7 protein-coding genes and 1 pseudogene are annotated in these 5,777 nt (G+C 67.5%); 7 read left to right on the plus strand and 1 reads right to left on the minus strand.

Annotated features, from left to right (window positions below):
- The 7 genes from Q1V87_RS03330 to Q1V87_RS03360 form a co-directional block, all read left to right on the plus strand.
- The coding region (locus Q1V87_RS03330; protein ID WP_300590842.1) for a DUF2469 family protein at window positions 1-252 on the plus strand (252 nt) is incomplete at its 5' end.
- Window positions 253-346: 94 nt separating this feature from the next.
- Window positions 347-709: a YraN family protein gene (locus Q1V87_RS03335; protein ID WP_300590843.1), complete on the plus strand. Its 363-nt coding sequence runs from the start codon at window positions 347-349 to the stop codon at window positions 707-709.
- Window positions 706-2,226: a YifB family Mg chelatase-like AAA ATPase gene (locus tag Q1V87_RS03340; RefSeq protein ID WP_300590844.1), complete on the plus strand. Its 1,521-nt coding sequence runs from the start codon at window positions 706-708 to the stop codon at window positions 2,224-2,226. Before Q1V87_RS03335 ends, Q1V87_RS03340 begins: the two co-directional genes overlap by 4 nt.
- A complete protein-coding gene (gene dprA, locus Q1V87_RS03345) occupies window positions 2,223-3,392 on the plus strand; it encodes a DNA-processing protein DprA (protein WP_300590846.1) in 1,170 nt (389 codons plus the stop codon). The genes Q1V87_RS03340 and dprA overlap by 4 nt, the downstream gene beginning before the upstream one ends.
- Before the next feature lie 29 nt (window positions 3,393-3,421).
- On the plus strand, window positions 3,422-3,949 hold the full coding sequence (locus Q1V87_RS03350; protein ID WP_300590847.1) for a DUF2087 domain-containing protein: 528 nt from the start codon (window positions 3,422-3,424) through the stop codon (window positions 3,947-3,949).
- Between the two features lie 76 nt (window positions 3,950-4,025).
- Complete coding sequence (locus Q1V87_RS03355) at window positions 4,026-4,925, plus strand: tyrosine-type recombinase/integrase (protein ID WP_300590848.1); 900 nt, start codon at window positions 4,026-4,028, stop codon at window positions 4,923-4,925.
- 60 nt (window positions 4,926-4,985) lie between these two features.
- Window positions 4,986-5,561: a DUF3060 domain-containing protein gene (locus Q1V87_RS03360; RefSeq protein WP_300590849.1), complete on the plus strand. Its 576-nt coding sequence runs from the start codon at window positions 4,986-4,988 to the stop codon at window positions 5,559-5,561.
- Window positions 5,562-5,595: 34 nt separating this feature from the next.
- Here the strand turns inward: Q1V87_RS03360 and Q1V87_RS03365 are convergent.
- Window positions 5,596-5,777, minus strand: a pseudogene (locus Q1V87_RS03365) (M23 family peptidase); the annotation flags it as partial.

Here is a 5,777-nt window from a genome sequence, read left to right on the forward strand (position 1 = left end):
GTACACCAGTTCCAGTACGTGATCGAGACGGAGCGACGCTTCTACCTCGCCAATGACGTCAACGTCGTTCGCCGGGACACGGAGCACGACTTCTACTTCGAGATCACGATGAACGACGTGTGGGTGTGGGACATCTATCGCGCGGACCGCTTCGTGAAGTCCGTGCGCGTGCTGACCTTCAAGGACGTCAACGTCGAGGAACTCCAGCGCGGCGACTTCCAGTTGCCTGACGAGCTCACGCTCGACAGCTAAGCGTCCTTCCTCCCCAGGCGCATAGTTCCCGAGCTTCTTCGCGTCTCGCCCCGATCCTCGCTGTCGCCGATGGGCGCGCAGCAACGCTGGGGGAATGGCAACGAAAGACGAACTCGGCAGGGCGGGTGAAGACGCCGCCGAGGCCTACTTTCGGGCGCGGGGCTTCGAGATCCTCGATCGCAACTGGCGTTGCCGCACCGGTGAGATCGACCTGGTGGTCGCCGATGCCGACACTGTCGCGATCGTCGAGGTCAAGACGCGACGATCCGCCGCCTTCGGGCATCCGTTCGAGGCGATCGACGCACGAAAGCTCCACCGCCTGCACCAGCTGGCGCGAGAGTGGCGCACCGCCCACCGTGATCTAGCCGGCAGCCGCCACGTACGCGTGGACGGGCTTGCGATCACCGGTGACCCCGCGACGCCGCTGCAGATCGAGCACTTGCGAGACCTCGCATGAGTCTCGCTCGCACCTGGGCGATCTCGCTCGTGGGAATCGAGGGCGTCGCCGTCGAAGTCGAAGCCGATCTCTCCGATCAGCTTCCCGACTTTCGCATCATCGGACTTGCCGACCGTGCGCTCGGGGAGTCCTCTCAACGCGTACGCAACGCCTGCGCCAATAGCGACGTTCCGCTTCCGAGTCGTCGATTGACCGTCAATCTCTCACCAGCGAACCTGCCGAAACACGGCTCCGGGTTCGATCTCGCGATCGCTGTCGCTGCCCTGGCTACACAACTGCCGCTGTCTGCTGATGCGCTCATGCGTACTGCGCATATCGGTGAACTCGGCCTCGACGGCAGATTGCGCCCCGTGCCCGGCATCCTTCCCGCCGTGCTGGCCGCAGCTCGGGCGGGACTCGAGACCGTCGTCGTGCCACGCGCCAGCGAGGACGAGGCAGCGCTCGTACCCGGAATCACCGTGGTCGGTGCGACGAGTCTCAGTGACGTTCTCTCCCGACATGGGATCGAGGCGCGGCTGCCCGAGGCCGATCCGGTGGATCTCCCCAGTGACCTTGGTGTACCGGAGGAGACTCTGGACCTCGCTGACGTGGTTGGACAAAATGACGCTGTCGCCGCGCTCCTTGTCGCGGCCGCTGGTGGCCACCATCTGCTCATGACGGGTCCGCCGGGCGCCGGAAAGACGATGCTCGCGCGGCGACTTCCCGGGATTCTGCCGCCGTTGGATGACGAGGCCGCGTTGGCTGCGGCATCCATCCGTTCGCTCTCGGGGAGCGCTGTCACTCATCTTTCGCGGGTCCCACCGTTTGAGGCGCCGCACCACAGCGCGAGTGCTGCAGCTCTCGTCGGCGGTGGATCTCGTGCGCCGCGCCCCGGCGCAATCGCGCGCGCAAGCGAGGGTGTGTTGTTCCTGGACGAGGCTGCAGAGTTCGCCACGACGGTGCTCGATGCGCTGCGTCAACCCCTCGAGTCCGGGCGCATCACCGTCCATCGAGCCGGATACACGGCATCCTTCCCCGCGCGGTTTCAGCTTGTGCTGGCCACCAACCCGTGTCCGTGCGGAAACCGGGGGCTTCGAGATGCCGTCTGTGAATGCCCGTCGCAGGCGATCAGGCGCTACCAGAACCGCCTGTCGGGCCCGCTTCTCGATCGCGTCGACATCGAGCTGACCCTGCTGCGGGTGGGCCGTGTTCCCGAGGCGCGGGGAGCCCTGGACTCTGCCCATGCCCGGGCGCTCGTGGTCGAAGCCCGTGATCGGGCCGCGCGACGCCTGTCGAATACCCCGTGGCGGCGAAACGCCGATGTACCGGGCACGTGGCTACGCTCCGGCGCTGGGGCGCTCCCGCCCGCGGTTCGTGCCCCGCTCGATGGCGCCCTGGCGCGGGGCACTCTGACGCTGCGCGGCTATGACAGGGTTCTGCGGGTGGCGTGGACGCTCGCCGATCTCGAGGGGGAACGGATGCCGACCCCCGACCACATCGGGCGCGCACTGTTCCTGAAGCGAGGAACAGTCTCGTGATTGATCCGCAGCGCGCTCGAGACGAGCTCGGCCCTCTCGTGACGGGCCCACTCTCCGACGACGGCATTCTCGATCGGTATGCCCGCGTGGTCTGGAACAGCCTGACCGAGCCGGGTGACGCGGCAGCGGGGATCCTGACGGAATCGCTCGGGGCTTTCGAGGCGCTCGCACGGGTGCGGCGCGGGGACATCGGCGACAGCATCCTGGACCAGAGCGAGGCCCGTGCGGCACTGCAGCGGTGGGAACCGAGGATGCGGCCGGGTACGGTGGCTGGCCTCCTGCGTACTGCCCGTGCCGCTCGACTGCGGCTCGTGACCCCTGCCGACGAGGAGTGGCCCGATGCTGTCGACGACCTGGGAGCGCACGCACCCCTGGCACTATGGGTGCGCGGCGACCCGCGGTCGATCTCCGCGGCCCGCACGGGGGTGGCCATCGTCGGAGCGCGTGCGGCCACATCGTACGGGGAACATGTCGCGGGGGAGTTCGCCGCTGAACTTACCGCTTCCGGAATCCCCATCGTGTCGGGTGCGGCCTTCGGTATCGACGCCGCCGCTCACCGGGCGACCCTCGCCGGTGGCGGCTGCACGATCGCGCTCATGGCGGGCGGGCTGGAAAGGGCGTATCCGCAGGCCCACACCGAGCTTGTCGAGCGCATCGCCGCGACAGGTGCGGTCGTGAGCGAGGTCGCGCCGGGCTTCGCTCCCACGAAGTGGAGATTCCTGCAGAGGAACCGGCTCATAGCAGCCCTGTCGGCGGCGACAGTCGTGGTCGAAGCCGGGTGGCGCAGCGGATCGCTTAACACCGCGCATCACGCGAGCGCCCTGGGCCGCGCGATCGGAGCAGTGCCGGGGCCGGTTACCAGCGCAGCGTCGGCGGGTTGCCACCGGCTCCTGCGCGAACTCGAAGCGACCTGCGTCACCACCGCTGCCGACGTTCGCGAGTTGATCGGCTGGGGGGAACTCATGGGCCTGAGCGGTCGTGACGCCGAACCTCGCACCACCGACGCCACCCGTGTCCGTGACGCCCTCAGCACACGAGTGGCGCGCACCACGCAGGAGATCGCGCGGCGCAGCGGCCTCAGCACTGGAGAGGTTCAATCCCACCTCGGAATCCTGCACCTGGACGGAGTGGTGACGGCAGACGCGGGCGGCTGGCGGCTGGCGTGAGAGGCTCGGGGTGAGGAGGTCAGGCAGCGATGACACAGCAGACAGGCAACCGGTGGCGTCCGGTGATCGCCGCGCTAGCGAACCCCGACGTTCGCGTCGCCTTCGGCTTGTTGCTCATGGGCGGAGACGCTGCTGGCTATCTTGATGCGAAGTCACCGTCGCGGCGCGAGCACATCGTCCGGGTGCTGACCGCGTCGGGCGCAGTTCGCGTGGAAGAGGGCGGGCTGGAGCTTGAACCGACGGTGTTCGGCGACATCCTTGCCGAGGCGTCGCCCCGAAAGGCAACGGATATCGGAAGGTTCCTCGTCGACGGGCGCATCACGCACTACCCGGCGTCGCTACGCGAGCGTGATGATCTGTTGCGATGGGTTGTCGGGCGCGTTCTCGAGCACGGTGAGACGGTCTCGGAACCTGTTCTCACCGGCCGGTTGCGCGTGCTCGTCGATGACACCGCACTCTTACGGCGCTACCTCGTTGATTCAGGCCTTGTTGACAGGAGCCGGGATGGGGCTGCGTACACGCTCCGGGGCGAGGCCGCGGATACCCCGCCTTCGTGAGCTGGAGACTGCGGCACCTCGCGCCACACCGGGTTGGGCGCCGTCGCCGCTTGGTCGGCTGAGGCATCCTGTCTGCATGGACATCTCCGAGGCTGCAGAGCGCTACCTGCGCTACGTCGCCGATGTGCGCCGGCTGTCTCCTGCAACGGTGCGCGCGTACCGGTCGGATCTGACCGACCTGGCCGATGCTGTGGGTCCCACCCGGGTACAGGATGTCGATCTCGAGATGCTGCGGAACTGGATGTGGCGCGCGAGCGAGCGCGGCGACGCTCGGTCCACCCTCGCGCGGCGTGCTGCTGCGGTGCGCACCTTCTTTGCGTGGGCACTGGATGCGAACCTCATCGACACGGACCCTGCGGTGCGCCTCGTCGCGCCCAAGCGCGGGCGAACGCTGCCGAAGGTTGCCTCTGCCGACGGCCTTGCCCAGTTGCTCGATGAGCTCGGGCAGTTAGCAGGAACGGGGGGCGACGCGGTTGATCTGCGTGATCACGCCATGCTCGAGCTGCTCTACGGGGCAGCGCTGCGCGTCTCGGAGCTGTGTGCCCTAGACCTGACAGATCTCGACAACGGGCGCCGGACCGCGCGCGTCTGGGGCAAGGGGGCGAAAGAGCGGGTCGTGCCCTACGGGGGTGCCGCTGCGCGCGCACTGGATGCCTACCTTGTGCGAGGTCGGCCGGCGCTTGCCGTGACCGATACCGCCCGCAGTGCACTCTTTCTCGGCGTTCGTGGCGCGCGCATCGGCTCGCGTACCGTCTACGACGTCGTCGCTCGACGCGTCGGCGCGCTCACCGGGGGGAGTGTGGGCCCGCACGCTCTGCGACACTCCGGCGCCACCCACCTCCTCGATGGTGGTGCCGACCTGCGGTCGGTGCAGGAGATGCTCGGCCACGCGAGCCTGGGTACGACGCAGATTTACACTCATGTCTCCAGCGAGCGGCTGACGGCGAGCTACCGTCTCGCGCACCCGCGGGCGTAGACGGACGCGGCACCACCCCTGCGTCTCTGACGATCTGCGCTTCCCGCGTAGGGTAATCGCATGCATGCTCCGCGCCGCACGCTCGGTGTCGCCCTGGCCGTCGCCTCGGCTTTCGCGCTCGCCGGATGCATCGCGCTCCCGGGACCTCGTGTCACCGTCGTTCCGACACGGGGAGCCGTGACTCCGGTTCCCTCGCCCTCCTGGGAAACGCAGGCACCGACTCCGGCACCTACAACCACGGTCTCTCCGACATCCGCACCAGATGCGCTCTGCGTGAACGGGAAAGCCGTCCTGGCAGGCAACGATGTCGTGTTCTCGCTGACGGGCGACTGCGCCGACGTGACGATCGCCGGCAACCGGATCGTCGTGCAGATGGACGGATCAGCGGACACCGTGTTGCTCCAGGGGAGCAATAATGATGTCGCGATCGGCGACATGGGTGATGTGCGTATCGAGGGAAACGACAACAGCTTCGTCAGTGGCGGGATCGGATCTATGCAGATCGCTGGTGACCGCATGCGCATCGACGCTGACGGTGCCATCGGCGACATCACGGTCAACGGAAACGACAACACCTTCAGCGCAAGCGGGTACGGCACGATTCAAGACAACGGCGGCAGAAACGTCTTTGGTTGATCCCGTCGCCCACGGCTGATCTGGTTTCTTTTGGCTAGCCACAGCACGGGAGCAGTACAGCGCGGGGCACGCCGCCCAACAGCACGATTGGGTTGATGTACTCGCCATTCCAGCGCACGCCGAAGTGCACTGCTCCGACGGGGGTGTGGCCGCCCTCGCTCACGACACCGACATCTTCGCCTCGCGCGACGCGGTCACCTGTCGACAGGGATGAGG

It is taken from the genome of Microbacterium sp. (assembly GCF_030149085.1).
Lineage (GTDB): Bacteria > Actinomycetota > Actinomycetes > Actinomycetales > Microbacteriaceae > Microbacterium.